Raw genomic sequence first — 26,106 nt, forward strand, 5'->3', positions numbered from 1 at the left:
TCCATGATTTCCTCTTTTGATAGTTTGCTAAGACCCAGAGTTTCAATGGTTCTTCCACTATTCGGTGTGCCGCCAAGATGATGAGAGAAAGAAGAAAAGGGCTAATGAAAAAAACGCCAGCGATTCCGCCGGCGTCATGTTTTTTTGCATATTGGTCAAGATACTTTAATCGCACCCAATATTTCCTGTTCCAATTGATTGGTTCTTTCCATTTTTGTTGATTCCGTCCATCCAAAATAACCAGCCATATAATCGATCACTGCATGTTTATGCGTTTGGACTAAATCGATATCGAATAACAGTGTCCCCGTCCTGCGGAAAAAGAAATCCACTGGAGTTGCGGCCATTTCATGATCTAGTGCGTATTTCAGCTGTACGAATAATTTCTTTGGAAGGCCGCTGATGGCTACTCCGTCTCCTTCGCTTGTTGCGATATCGAATAACACAGGTGCGTTGGACCCGTACATGGCCAATATCGCTTCGGAATCCTTTACAGCGAGTCCTGAGTCTACTCCCATTTGAATATGTTGCTTGATATAATCGGAGAAGTTGCTTGATCCCCCGACATCCCCTCCGGAAATCGGCATGCCTTTAGTGCTGCTGGCTGGGTAAGTTTTATTGGATTGCTCGGCAAGCTTCCCTGCCAAAAGGTCGACCGTCGTTTTTGCCATTTTACGATAACCGGTCAATTTCCCTCCCGCAATCGTGATAAGGCCAGAATCGGACTCCCATATTTCATCTTTCCTTGATATCTCAGAAGGATCTTTTCCTTCTTCAAGAATCAACGGCCTTACCCCAGCCCAGCTAGATTCGATATCATCATCCGTAATGTTCACTTCCGGAAACATATAATGTATGGACTTTAATAGATAGGCACGGTCTTCGGAAGTAACAGTCGGCACAGCAGGATCACCATCATAAAAAGTGTCCGTAGTTCCTACATAAGCTTTACCGGCTCTCGGGATGGCAAAAATCATCCGGCCATCAGGCGTATCAAAATAAAGCGCCTGCTTCAACGGGAACTTCGATTGGTCGATGACCACATGAACACCCTTGGATAACTTCAGCGTTTTCCCTTGTTTCGATTGGTCCTTCTCACGAATGGAATCCACCCACGGTCCCGCTGCATTAATGACTTTGTCTGCGTATATTTCATAAGCATCACCTGAAAGTAAATCGGCAACTTGGACGCCGTTCACCTTACCATTTTCATATAACAATTTTTCTACTTTTGTATAATTTATCGGTGTTGCTCCTTTATCGACAGCCGCCTTCATGACTTCAATCGTAAGACGTGCATCATCTGTCCGATATTCAACATAGTAGCCTCCGCCCTTCAGTCCCGCTTTCTTGACGAGTGGCTCCCTTTTTAGTGTTTCATCCGCAGAAAGCATTTTCCTGCGTTCAGCTTTTTTAACCCCAGCAAGGAAATCATATACCCGAAGTCCAATGGAGGTACTGAATTTCCCGAAGGTGCCACCTTTGTGCATCGGTAACAGCATCCATTCCGGTGTGGTCACATGCGGTCCATTTTCATAAACGATTTCTCGCTCTTTACCAACCTCGGCAACCATTTTTATTTCAAATTGCTTCAAATACCGCAATCCGCCATGAACAAGTTTTGTCGAGCGGCTTGAAGTACCTGCTGCAAAGTCCTGCATTTCAACCAAAGCCACTTTCATTCCACGGGTCGCTGCATCCAGGGCAATCCCTGCACCGGTAATTCCCCCACCAATGACAACCACATCATATTTCTCTTTTTTCAAAAGTTCGATCGTTTCTTTCCGATATACATTTGAAAACCTCATCCCTGGCTCCTCCTTTAAGCATTGCATTCTATTGTTTTTTGTATGAATTCTGCGTTTACTGGTGAATTCGTGCGGTTTACTCGTGAATTCGTAAATTTTGGTACTTATATTCAATTGGTTCATTTGTTCGCATAGTTTATATAGATATTAATATCCCTAATCTGCCATTAAAAACAAAAAAAGAGACCATAAATGCACATTATCGAATTAACGATAACGCATTCATGGTCTCTCCTGTTCTCCGGCCGTGTTATTAACTTGATTTCATTATAGCATACTCCAGCTCATTTGAGAAAGAATACATCTTGTTTTTTATTTAAACGCCATAGCGGCATGTACAGCTTTTTTCCAGCCTTCATATAATTTTTCACTATCTTGCTCTTCCATGGATGGTTTAAAGGTTTTATCTACCGCCCATTGCCGGGAGATTTCTTCTTGATCCTTCCAATACCCGACAGCAAGGCCAGCTAAGTATGCAGCACCTAATGCTGTAGTTTCGTTTATGGTAGGCCTCTCGACGGGCACACGTAATAAGTCGCTTTGGAATTGCATCAAGAAGTCATTCTTGACTGCCCCGCCATCCACTCTTAATGTCTGCAGCTCGATTCCTGAATCCGCCTCCATTGCATCAAGGACATCCTTCGTTTGATACGCAAGTGATTCAAGTGTGGCACGAATGAAATGCTCTTTGGATGTGCCGCGCGTCAAACCAAAAACGGCTCCCCGCACTTCGCTGTCCCAATATGGAGTTCCAAGTCCTACAAAAGCCGGTACCACATATACTCCATCCGTACTTTCCACCCGTTTTGCATAGGCTTCGCTGTCCTTGGCATCATGCAGCATCCGCAGTCCATCGCGCAGCCATTGGATAGCGGAGCCAGCTACGAATATACTGCCTTCCAGTGCATATTCGACCTTCCCATTCAATCCCCAAGCAAGGGTCGTCAATAGTCCGTGTTCGGAGCTGACAGCCTTGGCTCCTGTATTCATGAGCATGAAACAGCCTGTTCCATACGTATTTTTAGCCATTCCTTCATTAAAGCAGGCTTGGCCGAATAATGCTGCCTGCTGATCACCGGCTGCCCCTGCAATCGGAATCGATTGGCCGAAGAAATGATATTCGATCGTACGTGCATATTCCTCAGAGGAAGGCCTCACTTCCGGCAGCATCGACTTTGGAACAGTCAATATCTCGAGCAGTTCTTCATCCCATTTCAGTTCATGGATATTGTACATCAATGTCCGGGATGCATTGGAATAGTCCGTTACATGAGCCTTGCCTCCTGATAGCTTCCAGATCAGCCAAGTATCGATGGTACCGAATAACAGCTTTCCTTCATCCGCCTTTTGTCGTGCCCCTTCTACATTATCGAGGATCCATTTCACTTTCGTTCCGGAAAAATAGGCATCTATCAACAATCCCGTTTTATCCCGGAATAGATCATTAAGTCCCTTTTCCTTCAAATCATCACAGATTTCACTTGTTTGCCTGGACTGCCATACAATCGCATTATAAACAGGGGTACCTGTTTCCTTATCCCAAACGACTGCCGTTTCACGCTGATTAGTGATCCCGATACCGGCAATTTGCTCAGGCTTTACACCGGATTCAGATAGTACACCGGCAATCACCGCCAAGATTGATCCCCAAATCTCATTGGCGTTATGCTCGACCCAGCCTGGTTTAGGGAAATGCTGCGTGAATTCCTTTTGGGAGGAATGGACGATTTCCCCCTTTTCGTTAAATAAAATCGCCCGCGAACTAGTTGTTCCCTGATCTAATGATAAAATGTATTTTTCCATTGTGTATGCCCCTCCTTTTAATTTAACTGGCGATATTTCTGCTTTCCAATTCATGTGACTGTTTTTTACCAAAAGCATAGGCTAATATCAATAGTACCAGGCTTGCACCCAAAACAGACCAAAATCCTGCTGTTATTTCCCCCATAAAGAATGCTTTATAACAAACGGCACCAAGTGAACCCCCAACTATCGGTCCAATGACCGGAATCCATGAATAGCCCCAATTGGAATTGCCTTTACCGGGTATCGGCAGCAAAAAGTGAGCGATGCGCGGCCCCAGATCGCGGGCCGGGTTAATGGCGTATCCTGTCGTTCCGCCAAGAGACATCCCAATCACGACAATCAATAACCCGACTGCAAATGGGTTTAGGCCCTCTGTAAAATCATTGGCACCTATAAATAATAATCCAAGAACAAGGATGAAAGTTCCAATCATCTCACTTAATAGATTTGAAAATGTGTGCGGGATCGCAGGTGAAGTCGCGAACACACCAAGCTTCGCTCCTGGATCATCCGTAGCTTTCCAGTGTGGCAAATAGTGCAGGAATACTAGAGTCGCGCCCAGGATTGCGCCAATCATTTGGGCAACGATGTAACCGGGCACATCACTCCAAGGAAATTCTCCAATAATGGCAAAACCTACTGTGACAGCCGGGTTTAAATGCGCCCCGCTTATGGACCCTACTGCAAAAACCCCCATGGTAACGGCCAACCCCCACGCAATCGTGACAACAATCCATCCGGCATCCTTTGCATAGGAACCCTTTAAGGATGAACCAGCCCCAATACCTGCTCCGAATACAACTAATATCATCGTGCCTAACACTTCTCCCCAAAATGGAGTCATGATAAAACCCCTCCCCTGTTAAATTATTAAACCTTGCCAACAAATAAAAGGAGATCCACAGCAGAACTATCTTCATAAATAAATTATGAATAGATCTGTTGTGAATCTCCTAGTCTCCGTCACATATATTAACTTGTACTGTAAAATATACTAGGTTATGAAAACGCTGTCAATATTTTGTGAAAAATTAATCTATTTTTCTGTAATTTTTTTCAATTTTTCCCTATTAGACGATATCCCATAATTCAGTTTTTGAAGTGGTGATTGACGAGGCGCCGGCATCAAGGGCATTCAGGACTTCATCCGAAGTACGTATGAGGCCGCCTGCAAAAATCGGTGTCTGCAATCGTTCCTTCACTTCTTTTATCATCCATGGCATGGCGCCCGGCAATACTTCGATATAATCCGGCTTGGTTTTCTGCACCAGCTTATAACTTTTCTCAAGCGCATGTGAGTCTATTAAAAAGATTCGCTGGATGGCAATGACCCCCTTTTGCTTCGCCTTCAATATAACGCTTGATTTGGTCGAAATCAGCCCATAGGGGTTATATTCCTGACAAATGAATTCTGTCGCGTACTCATCACTTCTTATGCCATGGATCAAATCGACATGATAAATCATTTTCTTATTATGTTGTTTTGCCATCATACTTACATTTTTCAATTGTGATATATGCAAATCAAGAAACACACCTATTTCATAGGAACTTTCTAGAAATCTTTCAAAATCCTTCATGTTTGCTGAAGCAGGCAAAATCTTTTGATCCATCATTATCCTCCTCATTCCCAGAAAAACTCAAAACTTCAAGTTATTTAGTATATTTTAAAGAGCTTGATTTATCAATCACATTTTTTTCATGACCAATCTCACCATAACACTAACATACCCTTCACTCCCTTTGCGGATAAGGTTGTATGTAAAATATCCCTTAACTCATAAAGAAAGTTTCATTTTCAATGCACCTTCGACAAGTTCATACGATTTAATTGTGCCAACCGGAATTTTTCTCACGATATTCCAAGCATTAACATTCATTTTGATCGTTCTTTTTTCAAATTCAAAAAATGGCGGTCTGTTAAATATCCTTTGGTTGATGAAATTCCTGTCAACTGGTTCCATTTCCACTAATTCAAATGAAATCGTTCTTTTTTCCACATGAACCGGTTTTAATGTAATCCGGAAAGCTACGTTTTTCTTAAACATCATTTTTTTCACTTCCATCGTTCCGGAAAGCACAATATGCTTCGGCGTAATCTCGACTTTAATATCCAGACCAGATGATTTCATTTTTATGATTCTCTCTACCATGGCTTCAGTTACCGTTATCAGTATGCCACTTTTGAATGGACTCATCCTTGCATTCCCCTCCTGCCATGCATATAAAACGTCGGTTATAGCATATGCCGGGTTTCCCGATGCAGTTAACATTCATCTTCCTGATCATATAATAAATTTTTACCAAACGGAGAGGTTGCCAATACTTATTCATAACAGGTTGACGAATTTAACAAAACAAAGAGCCAGTCACTCAAAATGAATGGCCGGCTCTTTTCCCTATAGGTTATTCGATCGCTAATTCTTTTTTTATGATTTCCTTTAGGTTTCTTTGATATTTTTCGGTATGGATACTCACCTTTTTGAGTCGATCAACTAGTGAAAATGGCTCTTTATAATGAGGGGTAATATAGCTTGATTCATTATGTCCAATATGAAGTAGCCCATCAAAGAATCCAATGGAATCAATATCTCCAATAATTCCCTTTCCAATAAGTATATCATTTGAATATAAGCGGATTTCTCCTTGATTGCTTTTCAATATTTCATGTTCGACCTTAAGTTGTTGATATCCTGCTTCCAGACTTCCCTCAGAACGAACGAGATACTTTTTAACATTTTTATGGTTAAAATAAAAATGCAGTTTCCCTTCCTTAATGAAGATGCTGATCCCTCCGCTATTTTCACCGTGTGCAAAAATGACGCCTTCCGTTCCTGAATCCATAAGTACTTCTGCTGTGATTTCAAAGTTTTTGTTTCTTAAATCCGGTGCAACCGAACCCCGAAAAGGGACACTTGATGGATAAAACACTTTGAAAGCAGGCTCAGAAGATTGAGGTTTCAGCTTGATCATGCCTTCAAGTTTCTTATCTAATGAGCGGCCATCTAAAGGCAGCACACCATATTTTTTTGCTTCTTTCCACCATAGGTCAATTAGCTCTTTAAGCTTCTGGGGATAAATCGAAGCTAAATTGTTCAATTCCGTGAAGTCTTCGTCTGAATGATATAATTCCCACTTGTCATTCTCAAAGTCACCATTAGGAGTATGGGCGGCAACGGCTTTCCAGCCATTATGCCAAATCCCACGATTCCCTATCATTTCGTAATATTGGGTTTCCTTATGGGTTCTTTCTTCACTATCTAATGTGTAAAGCATGCTTGTTCCATGAACAGGCTGCTGTTTGACTCCTTTGACCTGTTCAGGCATATCTATTTCCAGTAACTCTAAAATGGTAGGGACGATATCCGTTACATGATGATATTGTGTACGAATCGTTCCGGGATGTTTGATTTTCCGTGGATATCTGATAATTAGAGGATCTCTTATCCCGCCTTCATGGACATATGATTTATACCATTTAAGAGGCGTGTTGCCCGCAAAAGCCCAACCTTTCGGATAATGATTATTCGCCATCGGTCCGCCGATTTCGTCCAGACGGGTCAGTTTGGATTCTAACGTTTCCGTTGCACCATGCCAGGAATTAACAGTACCTTCCTCTCCACCCATAGCACATGCACCATTATCGGAAAGCAAAATGAATATAGTGTCATCCAAGCGATTGATTTCTTTCAGAAATGAAACGAAGCGACCGATGTGATAATCAGTATGTTCCAAAAAGCCGGCAAATGCTTCTTGAAGACGTGCATACAGTTTCCTCTCATCTGCAGACAGCGCATCCCATGCTTTAACATCGTGATTCCGTTCTGGTAATATTGCATTTTCAGGGACAATACCCAACTCTTTTTGACGTTCGAACCATTGCTCACGAATCGCATCCCACCCCTCATCGAATTTACCTTTATAATGATCGATAAATTCTTTAGGCGCATGGTGTGGTGCATGAGGTGCCCCATATGCCAAATAAGTGAAGAATGGTTTATTTGGAGTTTCAGATGTTTGATCTTTAATATACGAGATTGCTTTCTCCGTTAAATCCTCTGTAATATGGTATCCATCCTCTGCCTTTTTGGGTTGGCGGATCCGATGGTTGTCTTCCACTAAATCCGGGTTCCATTGATTCGTAGCTCCTGGTAAAAAACCATAAAATCTTTCGAATCCCCGTCCGAGCGGCCAGTTATCGAAGGGGCCCGTATTCGTATGCTCTTTTCCGGGAGTTAGATGCCATTTCCCCACGGCAAATGTGTTATAACCGTTTTCCACAAGCACTTCACTTAGTAAGGCACTATCTTTTCTAACCTTCCCACGGCTGTGCGGAAAGCCGCTATCATATTCAGCTACAAAGGATACACCTGCAGAATGGGGATTCCTTCCTGTTAATAAGGCCGCCCTGGTCGGAGAGCAAATCGCGGTTGTATGAAAGTTGTTATAGACAAGCCCTTCGGAAGCCAAACGATCAATATTGGGTGTTGAAATAGAAGACCCATAGCATCCTAATTGCGAAAATCCAAGATCATCCAAGAGAATGACCACAACGTTTGGTTTCTTATCTGAGGTCTTTGAAGTATCAGGCCACCATGGAGTCGATTCTTCTACTGTTTTAGCTATTTTACCTAGAAATGTTTCATCTTGATACGTACTCATTTTCATACCTCATCCCTTATTTTTTTACAACGTCATATCTCTTCAATACGATTTTTCCAAATTGGGTAAACACTCGGTCCATAATGAATCCCATCAAGCCAAGTATGACTAGACCAACGAAAATCCAATCCGTTTTAAAGTACAATCGTGCATTCCAGATCATGTACCCGATTCCTTCATTTGCCGCAACCATCTCTGCACCAACAATGGCCATAAATGAGGATCCCATCGCCAATTTTGCTCCAGTGAAGATATATGGGAGGGACGCAGGTATAATGACATGGAACATGATTTGTAATTCCGATGCCCCCATACTTCTCGCTGAACGAAGTTTATCTTCTTCTATCGCCAATACACCAGTCATTGTATTGATTACGACAATAAAGAAAGTTGCATACATAATCAGAAAGATTTTCGATTGCTCACCAATTCCAAACCAAAGCATGAATAACGTAATAAATGCCAGGGGGGGGATAAAGCGAACAAAATTGATTATGGGGTCAAATAGTGCTCGGATAACCTGAACGCGCCCTACTAATAACCCAATCGGGATTGCCACGATATTACCTAACGTCCAACCTGTAATGACCCTTAAAAAACTTACCCACATATATAAAAACAGGGAACCATCCTTACTAAGATCGATGGCACCTTGCCAAACGGCTAGGGGACTCGGTAAAAATTGAGGGTCAGAGAAGCTTGCAGCCATGCTCCAAATCAAAAGAACGATAGCCCAGGCGCTCATTCCACTTTTCACTAATTTCTTAAAGAAGGCAGGAACCTTCTTCTTTTTCCAAGGTTGAGATGCCTCTTTTTTTATGATTTCCTGTCCCAATACACTCATGTTTTTATCTCCTATCAATCAAAATGTGCTTGAATGTTTTGATAAAAAAGATTGAATTCTTTATCGGTGAACATTCTTGGATATGGCAAGGGAATATCATATATATCCGTAATTCGGGAGGATGGACCAACAGACATGACACCAATGCGATTACCTAGTAATAATGCTTCCTGAATATCATGTGTTACAAAGATGACCGTTTTATTTGTTTCTTTCCAAATTCGAATCAATTCTTTTTGCATCGTTCTTCGGGTCATTGCATCGAGTGCCCCGAAAGGTTCATCCATTAATAAGATGTCAGGATCATTAGCTAATACCCTTGCTAATTGCACGCGCTGTTTCATCCCTCCAGAAAGCTCTTTAGGGAACTTCCCTTCATGACCCTTTAAGCCAACAAGTTCAATGAAATAAGAAGATTTCTCTTCACGATTCGATTTAGGTGTTTTCTTCATTTTCAATCCGAATTCGACATTTTCCTTAACAGTCAGCCATGGAAATAGAGCTGCATCTGCTTGTTGGAAAACAACACCTCGATTGCTTCCGGTATTGTTTACCTCCTCTCGGTCCACGATAAGTTTCCCGGAAGTTTTTTCAATGAATCCAGCAATCATGCTCAATAAAGTGGACTTTCCGCATCCGCTTGGCCCAAGTAAGATAAAGAACTCACCGCTTTTTATCGTCAAATCTATATTCTCAAGGACGTAATGACTATTTTCATTGAAGGATTTCGATAAATCGGAAATTGAAATCGCAATAGGTGACTTCATTACTTCGTCAATTACTGTACTCATATCACTTCACTCCTTTTAATTGACAGAAAAAACTTTGATGCAGCACATCCTGAACCATGTCATAAACGAGAATATCAACGACAGATATGGCTGCATTTTTCTAGTAAGTGACGGATTCAGGCAATGCTTTTTTTAATGGCTCAAGAGCTAATTTTTCTTTCAATTCATACGAATCTTGTAATATTCCTTTTTCTTCAAGCCATACTCTCATATCCTCGAGGTGAACGGCATCTTCCTTTGTAAATCCTAAAACATAATTTGTTCTTTCTAGATCCTTAAGTGCATCTTCTTCTGGTATTTTCAGCTGTTCGAATGCCAGTTTTGCAGTTTCCCCTTTATGGCCATCCACATAGTCAACTCCTTCAGATAAGGCTTTCAATGCATGTTCAAGAGATTTTGGATTTTTTTCAACAAATGATCTTTTTGCAAGAAGGTAGCTATCAATCGTCACTCCTGCACCAACCAAATTATCAAGTTGATTTACTTCATCAATTTCCTTAAATGTATCTGTAAGTGCACCACTAACCCAAACAGCATCAATATCGCCTTTTTTCATTCCAATAATCGCTTCGTCAGGCGTACTGTATGGAACATATGTGATATCTTTTTCATTGATTTTATTAGCTTCTAAGTATTTAGCCCACACATATTCATAGACAGTTCCTTTTGAAACTCCTAACTTTTTCCCTTTTAAATCACTTGCCGATTCAATATCCCCTTTAACAAGTAGCTGGGTTTCCTTGGAGGAATCCTCTTTCCCTCTTGTAAGTGTTCCTAAAATCACCATATCCCCTTTACCTAACGAGTTTAACAAGGCGTAATCTGCAGCTATTCCAGTATCAGCTTGTTCTGTTAATACAGCATTAACCGTGTCAATTCCCATGGCAAAATTGGTAAGCTTTGCTTCTACGCCGTAATTTGAGAAGTATCCCTGTATCTCTGCCGCCCTGAATTGAAGTGAACCACCTGCTGCAGTATCAATAGCCATCCTTATAACGTCACTGTTAGGTGCACCAGCATCTTCTGAAGGAGATGAGGAACATCCAGCGATAAATAAAATGTTTAACATCGAAATAACAACCAATAAAGACCTCAAATTTTTCATGTTCATATCCCCTATGGCACTTATTTTTTTAAGTTGGCAACACATCTAAAACCCATATGCCCTGTAGAGCTGTCAATCATATTATAAGTACGGGCTGAAATCCTATAACGATTACAATATGATCGATGGCATAGATAGGATCCGCCTTTTATCAGTTTTGCAAAAGGATCGGGATCGAGGACTTCACTTCCATGTTGAATTGAAAATGTATCCTCGCACCATTCCCACACATTCCCCGACATGTTATAAAGGCCAAAATCATTCGGTTCAAAGGTATCAACAGGAGCCGTTCCTAAAAATCCGTCTTCTCCCAAATTTTCGTTTGGAAAATTGCCTTGCCAAATATTACAGTGATGCTTTCCCCCTTGGTGCAACTCATCCCCCCAAGGATATTTACGATTTACCACTCCACTGGCAGCAGCATATTCCCATTCCGCTTCTGTCGGAAGTCTTTTTCCAGCCCATCTACAAAACGCTTTGGCATCATTCCATGACACATGGACGACCGGATGGTGAAAGCGATTCACGATTGAGGAATCCGTCCCTTCCGGATGCTTCCAGCAAGCATTTCGAACAGCTATCCACCAAGGTGTTTTTTCGGCTGCCCCCACCATATCCCGTTCCATTCGTTTGTTGACAAACAAGTTAAAAACAAAAGACCATCCATATTTCTCCGCATCTGTTACATAACCGGTATCCTTTATAAAACAATAGAATTGTTCATTTGTTACGGCGTATCGGTCCATGTAAAAGGACTCAATCTTTACTGTTCGTGGTGGATATTCACCATCTTCTCTTGAACTATCTTCATCACTTGATCCTAGTAAAAATTCACCTGCTTGTATCAAAGACATATTATAGAAATCGTTTTTGTTTGTCGGGATCGAATCAAGGTCAGTTTCAATTGAAAGAAAATTCCGTCTTTTCAATACAGTACAGCATGATTTCATATTTGTTGTTTTCATGTTTCCACTCTCCAATGAATCTTCTCCTAGGCACTGCTTATGCCTGTATTATCACAATTTTTTTCGAACAAAAAAGGACACAGAAATGTTGTAATGAACAACAATTCAGTATCCTTTGGTTGACCAATTGGATAATCCAATTTTATTCTCTTTTCTTTATGCAATTTAACAATAAAACATAAATACTCATTAATCAAGTAGGTTTAATTATTTTATTTATTTTTTTCAGTCTTCCCTACTAATCGTTGTTTTAAAAAACCACGTCTAAACCTTATCTAAAAAGTGGTATAAAAAGCCGAATACAGAAAATGATCATGCCAGGAACCGAGTAATAAACGGTATATTCTAAATATTCAACCTCCAGCGCTTGACCTTTGTAAAAACTACCTGTATAGTCATAATTAATTTAATAGACAACTCTTATCCAGAGAGGTGGAGGGACTGGCCCTTTGATGCCTCAGCAACAGACTGATCATGTACTGTGCTAATTCCAGAAGTGTAAAAACTTGAAGATAAGAAGAGTATATAGCTTTGTTGCCAACACCTCTTCTTATTTTTTAAGAAGAGGTTTTTTATTTTTAAAAGGAAAGAAGGAATGCAACATGTCAATCACATTAACGAAAGCACCATTCAGGGCCGATCACGTCGGAAGTTTATTAAGACCGGAACGTTTACATATTGCCAGAAAGCAATTTAGGGAGGGTACCCTTTCAGCAGAGCGCCTTCGTGAAATTGAAACCGAAGAAATCAAACGGATTGTCGATAAACAAATTGAAGTTGGATTGGAGGCTGTTACGGACGGCGAGTTCAGACGAACATGGTGGCACTTTGACTTCCTCGAACATTTAAATGGCATCGAGGGATATGTGACTGAAAAAGGTCTCACATTCGATGGTGTGGAAACAGAGAGATATAACGTTCGCAATACCGGGAAGGTTTCATTCAATCCTGAACATCCCTTCATTAGTGATTTCATTGAATTGAACAAAATCGTGAACGGTCGTGCCGTTGCTAAGCAAACCATTCCCAGTCCGAATCAGTTATTTGCTGCAGGTATTCATAATGAAGACATCTACCCTGATATTGAAGATTATGCAAATGATATCATCAAGGCGTATCAGCATGCTTTGAAAGCCTTTTATGAAGCAGGTGTGCGTTATCTTCAATTGGATGATGTATATATTGCCAGACTTTCAGCTCCAGATTTCCAGTTCAAAGATGGAAAATATACGAGGGAACAGTTAATTGATCTTGCACTTCGTGTCATTAATGGAGCATTGGAAGGCAAACCAGAAGACCTTGTCGTCACTACCCACCTATGTCGCGGAAACTATCAGTCGACTTGGGCGTTTGAAGGAAGCTATGCCCGTATCGCCCCAACTTTATTGGCAAAGGAAAAAGTGGATGGATTCTTCTTGGAATATGATGATCAACGCTCAGGGGATTTCAAACCATTGGAATACATTCCAAATGGCGGTGCACAGGTCGTACTGGGTGTCGTCACTTCAAAAAATGGAGAAATCGAAGACAAGGAAGCAGTTAAGGCACGCATCAAGGAAGCTTCAAACTTCGTTGCTCTCGAACAATTATGCTTAAGCCCTCAATGCGGCTTCGCCTCCACCCATCACGGCAACAAGCTGACCGAAGAACAGCAATGGGAAAAGCTGAAATTCGTCGTTGATGTAGCAAAAGAAGTGTGGGAATGATTCATCTTTAAATGTAACGTAAAAGCTAGGCATTAGGCAGGCCTAGCTTTTCTTCAAAACAGCTCAATAAAATGTTTTGCCGTTTTGGAAAGATAACGATCTTGTCTAAAAACCAAAGCTATATTCGATTGAATTGAAGAATCGATAATATCCAACACTTTCACTCCTTTTATAATATGAGGTGAAACAGCTGATTTCGGAACAATACTCGCCCCAACTCCAGCTGAAACCAGAGAGAGCAGAACATTTACATCATGGCATTCGCATAAAATATTTGGCTGTATTTCCCGCTTTTTAAATTCCTCGATAATTTCTTCGTAAATCCCTTGTCCTTTTTCCCTATGCACTAAAAGCAATGGGATATTTTCAATATCCTTTAAATGAACCCTACTCTTTGAAGTGAAACTGTCCCAAACCTCAGGTACAACAAAAACATTCGGCACTTGTCCTATGTTCAAAATGGAAAGACCCTTCATCTCGACAGGTAAATGAACAATAGCAAGTTCAATATCCTGATTCTCCAAATAATTACTTATTTCATATGGATCTCCTGCGAATATTTTAAAGGAAACGGAAGGATATTTTTTCTTAAAATCATTAATTTTATCAGGTAAATAAGACATATAGGCAAGTACGGAACCTACTGAAAGGGTACCTTTAATTCCCTCACCCGTTTCCTTCACTTCGAGCAAGGAGTCCTCGAAATATTGCAGCATATTCTTAGCCTTCTCGTAAAGTACCCTCCCAGCTTCGGTCAATTCCATACTTTTACCATTCCTTTTTCGCTCAAGTAAAGTAGTCCCTAATTCTTCTTCCATAAGGCGGAGCTGCTGGCTTAATGGCGGCTGTGACATATTCAATTTTTTTGCTGCACGGGAAACCTGGCCTTCTTCTGCAAGAATAAGAAAATATCGTAATTGTCTAATATCCATTTTGGCACCTCTAATATATATGTAAAGCGTATATAAACTTAATTATATAGATATTTTAAATATGATACAAACAGCAGTAAAATATATTTGTTTACAATATAAAGGGGTGTTCAAAATGGAGAAATTCAAGGATCTAAACAAAAGCTTCATCAATGGGGAATGGATGGAAGGCTCAAGTCAACGCAGATATAATATTTTAAACCCATACAATAATGCCGTGATTTCAAATGTGAGCTTGGCTACATCAAAACAGCTCGAAGAATCATTTGAAATAGCAAAAAATGCTCAAAAAGGTTGGGCAAAAACATCAGCTGAAAAACGTCGTCAGGTCCTGCTTAAAGTTGGTGAATTCCTACAGGAAAACCGGAATGAAATCGTTGAAATGATTTCCCGTGAAACGGGTGGATCGCTTATTAAAACAAATGTTGAATTTCAGCTTACTATGGAAATAGTCGAAGAATCTACTAACATGGTGGATGAAATATATCAAATGCATGAGGTTCCGTCAGCTATAGATCATAAAGTCAATCATATACATCGACTGCCACTAGGAGTTATTTCTTCAATATCTCCGTTTAACTTTCCGATGAACTTGTCAATGAGAACCATCGCACCAGCCATTGCATTAGGAAATGCAGTCGTTCACAAACCGGACGTTCAAGTTGGATTTGCTGGAGGAATCATCATTGCTGCAGCATTTGAATATGCCGGTCTTCCAAAAGGCGTCTTTAATATGATCCTAACTGACCTGGAAGAAATCGGTGATGGCATGCTGACAAACCCGATCCCCAAATTAATCAGCTTCACAGGTTCTACTCCTGTAGGACAGCACATCGGGGCCATTGCAGGGAAAAACCTAAAACGAGTTGCGCTGGAGCTCGGCGGTAATAATCCTTTCATTGTATTATCTGATGCAGATGTGGACCGTGCCGTTGATGCTGCAATTTTTGGGAAGTACATTCACCAAGGACAGATTTGTATGTGCATTAACCGCATAATCGTGCATAAAGACCTTTACGAAGAATTTACTGCAAAATTCGTTGAACGTGCAAAAGCTCTTCCATTTGGTGACCAATTAGATCCTAAAACAATCATTGGACCACTTGTGAACGAGCGTCAATTAGAAAAGGTACAACAAATCATCGAGGAAACTAAAGCTGCTGGGGTCAATGTAGCACTTGAGGGAGAACGCATTGGCAATGTACTGACACCAACTATTTTCCGGGATGTACAGAACTCGGATAAAATCGCACAAACAGAAATGTTTTCCCCTGTCGTGTCCATCATTCAAACAGAAACAGATGAAGAAGCCATTGATATCGCCAATGACACCATTTATGGTTTAAGCTCGGCTATCTTCACTTCTGATCTGGAAAAGGGCGAACACTTGGGGTTGCAAATCGACAGCGGAATGACACACATCAATGATCAAACCGTTAATGATGGAACGAACATACCATTCGGCGGGAACAAAATGAGTGGTTTAGGCAGATTCGGAAGCCCATGGATTGTCGAAGAATTCACTGTTACGAAATGGATTTCCCTTCAAACGCAATATCGTGAATATCCATTTTAACCATTAAATCATCAGGCATCTGATACAACCTTTTAGGATGTATACAGATGCCTTTTTTCAGTAATTACGTACTAAGGAAAGGTCACAAAAAAAGAACGGCCACCAGCACGTCCCCTTTTTACTTGCAGCTATCATCATCATCCATTTTTTTCACAAATATATCATCCGTCACCCTATCTTCCAGCTTGTTCCTCAAGGCCAATTCCGCAGCCTTCCCGTCACTAGGCGATCCGTCCGCGAAATACATCGGAAACAAGGAGAAAAACATAATATAGAAAGAAAAATAGATAAATTGATACCAGATTACCGAGCTGTCCAGGATATTCTGATACACTAAGCTATATATGATCAGCATGCTGACCAAATTAAAGATAGACCCGCCTAAATATATAAGCGTATTCGTCAATCGATTATCATGTTTCAATCCCTTGAACTCGCAAGTCCCATTCCAAAAATAATATTTCCTCACCTCTATGTTCCGAAAGGCGAAAAGTTTATTACCACAACCGATCAAGATTTTCTTTTCTGATCCCCCAAAGATCGTAACAAAGAAAATATGCCCGCTCAAATGTATCAGCGTAACGATCGGCATGATCAAAAAAAAGGAAAATAGAAATTTAATGATATCAGAGAGACCAAACATGTTTAATCAACCCTCCTTACCAGAGCATTATCAGGATGCTACTCTGATACCCTGCCCACACTAGTTATAACTAGTAAATTTTCACAGTGTTAATATGTTGCTTTCCACAACTGATAGGAGGATAATTTGTCCTCTTCTGCTTAATCCGGCCTTCCACCGATTAATTCGACCTATCTCCTGCTCTATTCGACCTTTCATCAATTAATCCGACCTATCTCCTGCTTTATTCGGCCTTCTACCCATTAATTCGACCTTCCTCCTGCTTTATTCGACCTTTCATCAATTAATCCGACCTATCTCCTGCTTTATTCGGCCTTCCACCGATTAATTCGACCTATCTCCTGCTTTATTCGACCTATCTCCTGCTTTATTCGGCCTTCCACCGATTAATTCGACCTTCCTCATGCTTTTTCCGGCCTTCAAAAAAAACAGGCTATCTCCTTCCCAAAAGTTCCGGAAAAGTGATAGCCTTTACATCTTTATTTAACGATTGGGGGTGCGAAGAATTTCTGTGTTGTTTTGTCCTGGCCTCAAGCCAGCATGTTTATATTCAGGGGTGAAAACCGATGTTTTGATTGGACAGGCGATTTGCTTCTGGACATTTCCTTTTCCGTCAGGTACCTCGACGATCATTCCTCTCTCCTTCAATTGGGGGTGTTCGGCCGCTTCGGTGAAGGTCAGCACTGGTTCTGCGCAGGCCTCGAAATCAGCGAATATTCCCTGCCATTCTTGAAAATCTCTTTCAAGGAAAGCAAGTCGGATGGCCGTTTTAAACCTGATTCCGCTTTCTTCATCGCTATTCATGCTCAGTTCATATAATTCGGGTGCACCGATCGCTTCACATAATGCTTTTCGAAAAGGGGGCTCAAGGCTTCCTACCGAAAAATGACGTCCATCTTTCGTTTCGTAAAAGTCATAAAAGGACCCTCCGTTCAACATCAGTTTTTCTGGTTCAAGCTCGAGGCCCCCTTGTAAATTCAAAGGTGCGGATATGGCATTCAAGGCAAAGCTGCAATCGGTCATGCTGATGTCGATGGCTTGGCCGAATCCCGTTCTTTCCCTGTGAATGACTGCAGATAATATACCGATAACAGCATGCAATGAGCCTCCGGCAAGATCTGCTATTTGGGTTCCGTTTTTTGCCGGTCCGCCCTTTTTCGTACCGGAATAGCCTGATAAGCCTGCAATCGAAATATAATTGATATCATGTCCCGGTCGGTCTTTATAGGGACCAGTCTGGCCGAAGCCCGTGATGGAACAGTAAATCAGCTTTGGATTGATCGATTTTAATGCCTCATACCCCAGTCCCAGACGTTCCATTACACCTGGACGGAATTGTTCAATGACGATATCGTATTCCTTCACTAGGTTTTTTACGGATTCGATTGACTCAGATTGTTTTAAATCCAGTGTGATCGACTTCTTCGATCTGTTAAGATATTGGTTCACACCCCATGAATCCTTTGCTCCCGGCCTCTCTACCTTCAAAACATCCGCTCCTAAATCCGCTAGCATCAAAGTGGCAAATGGGCCTGGCAGTAACGTTGAAAAGTCCAATACTTTTAAATGAGTCAATAAGGTCATCAGCCGTGCACCTTCCCTTTCCATTGAAAATATTAAAAGCTTTCCGCGTCGTTCTGTAAATTCAATTTAGCAGAGATTACGATTATCATATAACACCTCTCATCGGATATGTATAAATTTCCATTTAACAAAAATAAAAAGCTAGGAATCGGCTTCCTAGCTTTTTGATAATGAGCCTAACAAGTAAAAGCCGGACAATTCAATACTGCATTGTCCGGCTGATTTCACTTTAAGGTTGTTCATTCATATTTTTTGTCAAAGTCAAATTCGACTTCATCAAGTTTAACGAATTTAGTTTTTCTTATTAGTTTATAGCCAAACCATAGACCAAGGAAAAGCGGGATTCCCAGATATGCAGCTATAACACTGCCCCAATCGATCTGGTCTGAGAAAAAGGCTTGGATATTTTGGGACAGGATGACGATCATGCCAATTAATATGGCAAAGATCGGACCTATCGGGAACCATAATGCCTTATATGGCAGCTTCTCCAATGAATGGCCTTGAGCGATGAATGCTTTTCGGAAACGGTAATGGCTGATGGAAATGCCCAGCCAAAAGATGAATCCTGTAATTCCAATGGCATTCATTAACCAAATATACACTTTACCATCACCGAATACGGAGGCTAAAAAGGCTAACATGCCGATGGAACATGTCAAAATCATTCCTGCAACCGGTACTCCGCGTTTATTAAGTTTTGCAAAAATACGCGGTGCTTGCCCATCTTTTGCCATTGAATATAACATACGCGTTGATGCATATAGACTGGAGTTACCTGCTGATAATACCGCTGTTAAAATGACTGCATTCATAAGCGAAGCAGCAAAGGCCACTCCAGCTTTTTCAAAAATGAGCGTGAATGGACTTACCATGACGTTATCGCCTTGTAAACTTGGGTTCGTATAAGGGATAAGCAGTCCTATTACGAAGATTGCAAATACGTAAAAGAGCAGGATTCTCCAGAATACACTTTTAATGGCCTTCGGTATATTCCTTGCTGGATCTTCACTCTCACCGGCAGCCACACCGACAATTTCAGTACCTTGAAAAGAAAAGCCAGCCGCTATGAATACAATGAAGACACCCATGAACCCACCCGGGAAAGGGGCCTCATCGACGGTGAAGTTTTTAAAGCCTACCGCTTCGCCGCCCATAATGCCGACGATCATTAGCAGCCCGACGATTATAAAAATAACGATGGCCGTGACTTTTATGAAGGAAAACCAGTATTCCCCTTCACCATATCCTTTAACGGATAAATAGTTCAATAGGAAAATGAGCACCAAGAATGATGAACTCCACAACAATGATGGACTATTCGGAAACCAGAATTTCATGATCATTGTCGAGGCCGCCAACTCTGCCGCTATCGTCATCGACCAATTGAACCAATAAGTCCATCCCAAAGCAAACCCAAATGCCGGATCGACGAATTTCGATCCATAGGTACTGAATGAGCCGCTTGTCGGCATGAATGCTGCCAGTTCCCCTAAGCTCGTCATCACAAAGTACACCATTGCCCCAACTAAGGCATAAGCAAGTAATGCACCGCCTGGTCCAGCTGTATGAATGGCTGCCCCGCTGCTGAGGAACAGCCCGGTGCCAATAGCCCCGCCAATGGAAATCATCGTTAAATGGCGGGATTTTAAACCGCGCTTTAGTTCTTGTCCTTCTTGCTGTGGAGGATGCAAGATGTCATGTTCTTGTTTTGGTATCATAAATTTTCATCCCTTTCTATATAAGCGCTTTCATATATGGAGAAATCCATTTAATAAATTTTCCTATTTCATAGACTTTCAAATAGACCTAATTTACAATTCGAATTCCTTTTCTGAATATATGCAATTTTCATGCCAAGTTTATAAAACGCAATATTCAACAAATCATCAAAAAAATCGCCTTAAATAGACAAATTTTTTTGCACTTTACGCCATGTTTTTTTGCACATTATGCCATGTTTTTTTGCACATTTATTCATTTGGTTTAATTTAAATACATTCCAAATATTACTAAAAGAATATATTCAAAGAATATTTCTATAAAAATCCATTTTTCTCCATTTTATTCCTTTAAATGTCATATTTTTTGCGAGTTTTCTCCATTTGATAATAATTATGAAACGATGTAAAAATGAGGTATTCTCATGAAGGAGTTGAGTGTTATGAAAGGTAAGGTATTTTTAGGAACTGCACTATCCATCGGTCTATTATTTTCTGCTATTCCCAATCAAGAAGCTTTAGCAGCAAAAAATGTGTTAAGTGTTGAAAAGTACAATAAGCATAAGGATTCGCTAGAATACAAGTCTGGGAAACTTACGGATCCCTCAAAGCAAACGGCAGAAGATATCATTCTTACCTTTTTTGATGAAAACAAAAAGTCTTACAAGCTAGAAAAGCAAAAGGCGAAAGACTCCTTCACTATCGAGAAAGAAAGCAAGGATGAACTGGGCAATACCGTCCTTAGATTGCAACAAACCTATAAAGGCGTACCTGTATGGAATTCCACACAAGCAGTATTGATTGACGCTAAAGGTGTATTGACCGTCGTGTCCGGTACGGTTGAAGCCAATCTAAACACGAAATTAGGGAAAAAGGCTAAAAAAGGCATCAGTGAATCCCAAGCTATCAAAATAGCTGAAGCGGATCTAGGGTTCACACCTGCCTACGAACAATCACCTGAATCTGACCTATATGTATATGCAAATGAAGGCAAGGCCGATTATGTATATAAAGTCAATTTGAAATTCTTAAGTCCGGAACCAGGAAATCATAATTATTTCATTTCAGTCAAAACGGGTAAAATCCTGAATAAATATAATACACTGGATGAAGTAACGGGGACCAACTCCGTCGGAACGGGCACTGGCGTCTTAAACAATACCGTGTCGCTGAACACTACCTTATCCAACGGTCAATACTACTTACAAGACAATACACGCGGTAAAGGCATCTACACGTATAATGCCAATAACCGTTCAAGATTGCCTGGTACACTCTTTTCAAACACAACAAATGCATTTACTGCTTCTGCCGATAAAGCTGCGGTGGATGCTCATTATTATGCGGGTAAAACCTATGATTATTACAAATCCACATTTGGCCGGAACTCCTATGATGGTAATGGAACCATCCTGAAATCAACCGTCCATTATGGCTCAAGATACAATAATGCTTTCTGGGATGGCACCCAAATGGTTTACGGTGATGGAGATGGCACGACGTTCATCCCATTGTCCGGCGGGCTCGATGTCGTTGCGCATGAACTGACTCATGCCGTCACTTCCTCGGAATCGAACCTTACCTATCAATATGAATCCGGTGCTTTGAATGAAGCGATATCTGATATTTTTGGCACCGTTGTGGAATTTAAGAATCAAAGTGCCAAAGCCGATTATTTGGTCGGGGAAGATATTTACACACCTAACATTTCCGGTGATGCACTCCGCTCGATGGCTAATCCAACATTGAATGGTGACCCTGACCATTATTCGAACCGTTATACAGGAACGGGTGATAATGGCGGAGTCCACACGAACAGCGGAATCATTAATAAGGCAGCTTATTTAATCTCTGCAGGCGGAACCCACCATGGCGTGAGTGTATCCGGAATCGGCATCGATAAACTAGGAACCATCTTTTACAGGGCAAATACAACATATTTAACTTCCTCGTCGACTTTTTCGCAAGCCAGAGCGGCGGTCATACAATCGGCCTCTGATTTATACGGTTCAAGCAGTGCAGAAGTCACGGCCGTCAAAAATGCCTTTACAGCTGTCGGTGTGAATTAAGAGATTCACCTTTATGATAAACACCTCCCTAGCTTCACCTCTAGCGGAGGTGTTTTTTCTTATGCGGGGCTACCCCGATCATTTCAGCAGTTCGCTGCCTTCTTTCGGCCTTATTGTGTGGAATTCCGTCCTTTGGTACGGGGAGAACGTCAATAAAAACAATCTTGTCGTTTGCTAAAAATGATTAATTCCGTAAAATAGTTGCTTTTCTTCTTATTAACTGTCAAGCTTAGATAATCTGGACTATATTGAATAGAACAAGTAGGTGACGAACATGATTGAAGTTAAAACTTCCACACTCAGTGATGGTGAGTTCAATAGAGGCGTATTCGCAACACGAGATATTAAAAAAGGTGAGCTTTTGCATGAGGCACCTGTCATTGCATATCCAAACGAGGAGCATGTTTTCATAGAGAAGACATTGCTGGCTGACTATGCGTTTGAATATGGAATAAACCATACTGCCATGCTTTTAGGCTATGGCATGCTGTTTAATCATTCTTATACACCCAACGCTACGTATGACATAAACTTCAAGAATCATACGTTTGATTTCTTTGCTTACACCGACATAAAGGCAGGAGAAGAAATCCTGATTAATTATAATGGTGAAGTCGATAATGAGGATCCGCTTTGGTTCAATAAAGAAAATGATGGTGAAGATGAAGCTGAATGATCATTGATCATTCATGAAAGCACTTGTACTTTTTAAAACCTGTCCAAGGTTTTTCGAAAGTATAAGTGCTTTTCCTTTTTCCTGTCACCGGCTTGATGAATTCACTGCTGGATTTTAAAAGGATCATACGCAATAAATAAAGCCCCATTAAGAATAACTTAATGGGGTCATTTCACCTTAACGTACGGATGGGTTACTTGATTTTGTTTTGGTTATTGATTGGAATTGGCTCTTAACCTTATCAATGGTTTCGGGTGTAGCTAGGGATCTTATTTGACTCATCGTTTTTTCACGGGTTTTCTTATTGCGCATTAAAAATGCAGCTGCTCCTATCAGGACGGTTCCAAGCATTTTGTTTGATGGCATGTTAGTTTCCTCCTTCAAGTTAGTCCTATATAGTATTCCCTCTATGGACTGATTTAAACAAAAGCATACTTGGGAGAGCGATTCCGCTTTTATTTATCCTTGCTCAGGCTTTCGATAAACTTTAGGCTTTCGGGATTTTTCACGACTTTTTCAGCTTCATCCGGATCTGCTTTCGTTTGCTTCATATTGTAAAGTTTATATGTCAGCACTCTTTTCACTGACTCGTCAATTCTATCCATTGGAACTTCCCCTGCTTTTACTGCTCGCAGTAATCCGTTATATACCTCAAGCTCATGGGCATATTCATGACAGACAAGTAATAAGTCAGCTCCTGCAAGAATTGCCTGCTTCCCCATCTCTTCATAAGAGAAATACTTGTTCACAGCACCCATTTCCAAATCATCTGTAACGACAAGTCCTTCATATTTGAGTTTCCCCCGAAGCAGGTCTTCGATGATGATTTTAGAAAGGCTTGCTGGTTTTTCTTTATCATAGGCTGGATATTTAATGTGGGTAACCATCACGAAAAAATTTTGGTTATCCAGTTCACTTATGATTTGCTTGAAAGGATAAATATCAGAATTTTCCAGATCAAGTTGGTTTGCCTCCACGGATGATGTTTCGACATGTGGATCGATTTCGCTGCGTCCGTTTCCAGGAAAGTGCTTCAATGCACCAGTTATCGATACATCGTTCAAGCCTTGAATGGCTTTCTTTCCGTATTGATACACCTTTTCCGGATCTTGTCCCAATGAACGCTTATCCGTTTTCGATAGATCAAGAACAGGGGCAAAATTAATGTTAATCCCCATGGAGCCCAGTTCTGTACCATTCAATTTGGCCACTTTGTACACGTCTGTAACGGATGCATTATTTCCAAGGTCCTGTTGTGCAGGGAGGGGCGATACCCGTTCCTTCATCCGAATGATGTCCCCTCCTTCCTGATCGATGGCAACCATCAACGGGAGTGAATGGGTACTTTGATTGGCCATTTGCTGAAGCGAATTGGATAACCTGGCCACTTGTTTAGGGGATTTCATATTGCGGTCAAAATAAATGACGCCCCCTATATGTTTTTGTTCGATAAGCTCCGTAATTTCACTGCTCTTTTCGGTTCCCTTGAAACCGACCATCATAAGCTGTCCGATTTTTTCTTCAAGCGTCATTTTTTTCAGCAATTTTTCTATTCTCTCATGGTTATCCGAACCTGCTTCTTTCCCTTTTTCCGCTCTGTAATTCACATCCATATTCAACTGAATGAACACCACTGTAAAACCGAGGATTGCGATGAGGAAAAGACCCCAATATATATTTTTTTTATTCTTCATGCTTTGACCTTCATTGACATTTTCTCTGTCCTTCCTTGATAGCCCTTTTATTGATTTCGCTGTACACATCTTAATCATGTTCATAAAGTGACAATTCTATATCATCATTGCTGATTTTTTTGAATAAAGCATTAGCTGCGTACCATACTACAAAACATAGCCTAAATAAAAGGAGATGCCCCCATGAACGGAATCTTGAAGAATATTGCCGTCACCTTCAGTCATGCAGTCGATTATGCAAAAGAAAAAATAACGGCCTTTACAGGATCAACTTCTGTTACGATAGCGGAATTGAGTGAGCACATCATCAATCAGCCTGAAACAAAACTAATCAGGAAAAACCTTTTAGGTATACCTTTTTCTTTTTATCATTTACAAAAAGAAGACGTTACGTACTATTTGGAAATGAAAAGCTCACAGGTTCTCCAGTTGGATGTTCAAGCGCATAATCATCCGATTGTGTCTTACAGGTCTTATCGAGATAAATCCAGCTTGCCCACGGCCATTAGGTTTCCTAAAACCCTTTTATCCGAATGACTTCGTTACAAAAATAAAAAAGCTGATATCCCCTGCATATGTGGTTATCAGCTTTTTTCAATCTTATAGGGAGAAAAAACGGTCTCTTTCACTTGAAATCCATTTCTCTGCATCTTCTTCATCCTTTTTAACCAACCGGTTAACGAGGATATCATGCCAAATGTAATTTTCGAGAAAATTGATATGAATGGGATCATCTGTGTAGAACGCCGTTTCCCTCGTTTCGGGCGAAGGGCCGTAAATCGTCTCCTTGCCATCGATGGATAAGATGAACCATTTGTTTTCTCCGATATTTTCCACATAGCTAGTTTTGCGATGTATATCTATACCTGATAATGGGTTTTCAACCTGAAATGCAATCCCCTTGAGAGTGCAATGCGCGGCGACCCCTTTTAGCTCTTGTTCAAGTTTTTCATACATCTCGTCCCATAAGGAAACCACCACCCTTTTCTCGGCTTTGTGAATCAAAGTACGGCAGAAGGATAGGATGTGCCCTTCACCCTTAAGCGTCATTACACGATTGTCGGACATCGGTTCGATTTTCTCGAATTGCTTTAGTGTATGGCTGATGGATTGATAGGTATTGTTCCATTTTGATTGAACCGATTCCAAAAAAACATCGACTGGCAGCGGTGAATATTTTATCGAGTCATTGATTTCCTCTTTTAAGACGATTCCTTCTTCTTGCAGTCCATTTAATATCTCATAGATGCGGGCCCTCGGAATTCCTGATTCCTTGCTTACTTGATAGGCACTGGCTGGGCCTTGGCGAACCAAAGAAACATAAGCCTTTGCTTCATATTGACTAAACCCGAGAGACTGTAGTTTTTGAATGATATCTTGCATAGTACCTCCTAGTGCTTTTAGTAAGTTATATGCCTATCATACCAAATCTCTTATCGAAATCTATTTCGAATTCAAATTGGTATGACTCATAATATTCTTATTTACAGAATGGTTTCTATTAGTTACTATCTAAATAGTGAC

22 protein-coding genes and 1 riboswitch are annotated in these 26,106 nt (G+C 40.9%); of the genes, 5 read left to right on the forward strand and 17 right to left on the reverse strand.

The genetic code is table 11. From position 1 onward, the window contains the following. Positions 1-155: 155 nt before the first annotated feature. From ACWF5P_RS03835 to ACWF5P_RS03880, 10 genes are all read right to left on the reverse strand, one after another. Positions 156-1,808, reverse strand: a complete 1,653-nt coding sequence (locus tag ACWF5P_RS03835; protein ID WP_434167990.1) for an FAD-dependent oxidoreductase — start codon at positions 1,806-1,808, stop codon at positions 156-158. A gap of 312 nt (positions 1,809-2,120) precedes the next feature. After that, positions 2,121-3,611, reverse strand: coding sequence for a glycerol kinase GlpK (gene glpK, locus ACWF5P_RS03840; RefSeq protein WP_230176250.1), 1,491 nt, complete (start codon positions 3,609-3,611; stop codon positions 2,121-2,123). 22 nt (positions 3,612-3,633) lie between these two features. After that, entirely contained in the window at positions 3,634-4,458 is an 825-nt protein-coding gene (locus ACWF5P_RS03845) for an MIP/aquaporin family protein (protein ID WP_427573733.1), read from the reverse strand. 226 nt (positions 4,459-4,684) lie between these two features. Next, positions 4,685-5,227, reverse strand: coding sequence for a glycerol-3-phosphate responsive antiterminator (locus tag ACWF5P_RS03850; protein WP_452444634.1), 543 nt, complete (start codon positions 5,225-5,227; stop codon positions 4,685-4,687). A 165-nt stretch (positions 5,228-5,392) separates the two neighbouring features. Further along, positions 5,393-5,812, reverse strand: coding sequence for a hypothetical protein (locus ACWF5P_RS03855; RefSeq protein ID WP_452444635.1), 420 nt, complete (start codon positions 5,810-5,812; stop codon positions 5,393-5,395). A 208-nt stretch (positions 5,813-6,020) separates the two neighbouring features. Further along, a complete protein-coding gene (locus ACWF5P_RS03860) occupies positions 6,021-8,276 on the reverse strand; it encodes a sulfatase-like hydrolase/transferase (RefSeq protein WP_434167992.1) in 2,256 nt (751 codons plus the stop codon). 16 nt (positions 8,277-8,292) lie between these two features. Beyond that, a complete protein-coding gene (locus ACWF5P_RS03865; protein WP_452444636.1) occupies positions 8,293-9,120 on the reverse strand; it encodes an ABC transporter permease in 828 nt (275 codons plus the stop codon). 14 nt (positions 9,121-9,134) lie between these two features. Next, positions 9,135-9,911, reverse strand: a complete 777-nt coding sequence (locus ACWF5P_RS03870) for an ABC transporter ATP-binding protein (RefSeq protein WP_452444637.1) — start codon at positions 9,909-9,911, stop codon at positions 9,135-9,137. 100 nt (positions 9,912-10,011) lie between these two features. Continuing rightward, a complete protein-coding gene (locus tag ACWF5P_RS03875; RefSeq protein ID WP_427573722.1) occupies positions 10,012-11,022 on the reverse strand; it encodes an ABC transporter substrate-binding protein in 1,011 nt (336 codons plus the stop codon). 14 nt (positions 11,023-11,036) lie between these two features. Then, positions 11,037-11,981 carry an SUMF1/EgtB/PvdO family nonheme iron enzyme gene (locus ACWF5P_RS03880; protein WP_434167996.1) on the reverse strand — a complete coding sequence of 315 codons (945 nt, stop codon included), beginning with the start codon at positions 11,979-11,981 and terminating at the stop codon, positions 11,037-11,039. A 417-nt stretch (positions 11,982-12,398) separates the two neighbouring features. Then, a riboswitch (SAM riboswitch) is annotated at positions 12,399-12,500 on the forward strand. Positions 12,501-12,583: 83 nt separating this feature from the next. Between ACWF5P_RS03880 and ACWF5P_RS03885 the strand changes: the two genes are divergently transcribed. Continuing rightward, entirely contained in the window at positions 12,584-13,687 is a 1,104-nt protein-coding gene (locus ACWF5P_RS03885) for a 5-methyltetrahydropteroyltriglutamate--homocysteine S-methyltransferase (protein WP_452444638.1), read from the forward strand. A 53-nt stretch (positions 13,688-13,740) separates the two neighbouring features. Here the strand turns inward: ACWF5P_RS03885 and ACWF5P_RS03890 are convergent, their stop codons facing one another. Then, positions 13,741-14,619, reverse strand: coding sequence for a LysR family transcriptional regulator (locus tag ACWF5P_RS03890; RefSeq protein ID WP_101223554.1), 879 nt, complete (start codon positions 14,617-14,619; stop codon positions 13,741-13,743). 115 nt (positions 14,620-14,734) lie between these two features. Here ACWF5P_RS03890 and ACWF5P_RS03895 point away from each other — a divergent pair, with 115 nt between their 5' ends. Continuing rightward, positions 14,735-16,195: an aldehyde dehydrogenase family protein gene (locus tag ACWF5P_RS03895; RefSeq protein ID WP_434167999.1), complete on the forward strand. Its 1,461-nt coding sequence runs from the start codon at positions 14,735-14,737 to the stop codon at positions 16,193-16,195. A 118-nt stretch (positions 16,196-16,313) separates the two neighbouring features. Here the strand turns inward: ACWF5P_RS03895 and ACWF5P_RS03900 are convergent, their stop codons facing one another. The 3 genes from ACWF5P_RS03900 to ACWF5P_RS03910 all read right to left on the reverse strand — a co-directional run bounded on the left by ACWF5P_RS03900 (position 16,314) and on the right by ACWF5P_RS03910 (position 20,143). Next, on the reverse strand, positions 16,314-16,838 hold the full coding sequence (locus ACWF5P_RS03900) for a hypothetical protein (RefSeq protein WP_191930761.1): 525 nt from the start codon (positions 16,836-16,838) through the stop codon (positions 16,314-16,316). A gap of 483 nt (positions 16,839-17,321) precedes the next feature. After that, a complete protein-coding gene (locus tag ACWF5P_RS03905; RefSeq protein WP_434168000.1) occupies positions 17,322-18,422 on the reverse strand; it encodes a CoA transferase in 1,101 nt (366 codons plus the stop codon). Between the two features lie 239 nt (positions 18,423-18,661). Beyond that, a complete protein-coding gene (locus ACWF5P_RS03910; protein WP_101223558.1) occupies positions 18,662-20,143 on the reverse strand; it encodes an amino acid permease in 1,482 nt (493 codons plus the stop codon). 443 nt (positions 20,144-20,586) lie between these two features. Here ACWF5P_RS03910 and ACWF5P_RS03915 point away from each other — a divergent pair, with 443 nt between their 5' ends. Together ACWF5P_RS03915 and ACWF5P_RS03920 are read left to right on the forward strand one after the other, a co-directional pair. Next, positions 20,587-22,212: a M4 family metallopeptidase gene (locus ACWF5P_RS03915; RefSeq protein WP_260358667.1), complete on the forward strand. Its 1,626-nt coding sequence runs from the start codon at positions 20,587-20,589 to the stop codon at positions 22,210-22,212. A gap of 274 nt (positions 22,213-22,486) precedes the next feature. Then, positions 22,487-22,888, forward strand: a complete 402-nt coding sequence (locus tag ACWF5P_RS03920; RefSeq protein WP_034310428.1) for an SET domain-containing protein — start codon at positions 22,487-22,489, stop codon at positions 22,886-22,888. A 177-nt stretch (positions 22,889-23,065) separates the two neighbouring features. Here ACWF5P_RS03920 and ACWF5P_RS03925 read toward each other — a convergent pair whose 3' ends face one another. Continuing rightward, positions 23,066-23,254, reverse strand: coding sequence for a hypothetical protein (locus tag ACWF5P_RS03925; protein WP_034310424.1), 189 nt, complete (start codon positions 23,252-23,254; stop codon positions 23,066-23,068). 89 nt (positions 23,255-23,343) lie between these two features. Beyond that, positions 23,344-24,582, reverse strand: a complete 1,239-nt coding sequence (nagZ, locus tag ACWF5P_RS03930; RefSeq protein WP_452444639.1) for a beta-N-acetylhexosaminidase — start codon at positions 24,580-24,582, stop codon at positions 23,344-23,346. Positions 24,583-24,765: 183 nt separating this feature from the next. Here nagZ and ACWF5P_RS03935 point away from each other — a divergent pair, with 183 nt between their 5' ends. After that, a complete protein-coding gene (locus ACWF5P_RS03935) occupies positions 24,766-25,119 on the forward strand; it encodes a hypothetical protein (protein ID WP_101223563.1) in 354 nt (117 codons plus the stop codon). 63 nt (positions 25,120-25,182) lie between these two features. Here ACWF5P_RS03935 and ACWF5P_RS03940 read toward each other — a convergent pair whose 3' ends face one another. Further along, positions 25,183-25,965 carry a TrmB family transcriptional regulator gene (locus ACWF5P_RS03940; protein ID WP_101223564.1) on the reverse strand — a complete coding sequence of 261 codons (783 nt, stop codon included), beginning with the start codon at positions 25,963-25,965 and terminating at the stop codon, positions 25,183-25,185. Positions 25,966-26,106 lie beyond the last annotated feature (141 nt).

The organism is Peribacillus sp. NPDC055009, from assembly GCF_053608705.1.